Below are 328 nucleotides of genomic sequence, written 5' to 3'. Positions count from 1 at the left end.
GCGGGTCGAATGTAACCGCTGTCGGTTGTAGAAAACCTCAATCCATTCAGCCATAAGGGTGCGGGCAACCATTCGAGTAGAGAAGATCCTGGGATGAATCAATTCGGTTTTGAGGGTGCCAAAAAAGCTTTCAGGCACCGCCTTGTCCCAACCATGACCTCGACGGCTCATACTGCCCCTGCCCGTCGCCTGCTGAAGTGCCTCCTGGTACTCCCCACTGGCATATTGAGAGCCTCGGTCAGCATGGAACAGCCACCCAGACGGGGCCGGTTGGCGTTGCCCTAGAGCCGCCGCTAAGGCCGTCAACCCGACCTCTGTGCGCCTGTGC

The 328-nt window shown here is 58.5% G+C and carries 1 protein-coding gene; it reads right to left on the bottom strand.

From position 1 onward, the window contains the following. The coding region (locus JUK32_RS16420) for an integrase core domain-containing protein (protein ID WP_204139947.1) at nucleotides 1-328 on the bottom strand (328 nt) is incomplete at both ends.

Source organism: Halomicronema sp. CCY15110 (assembly GCF_016888165.1).
Classification (GTDB): domain Bacteria; phylum Cyanobacteriota; class Cyanobacteriia; order Phormidesmidales; family Phormidesmidaceae; genus Halomicronema.
This window is presented reverse-complemented; position numbering and strand designations above follow the sequence as displayed.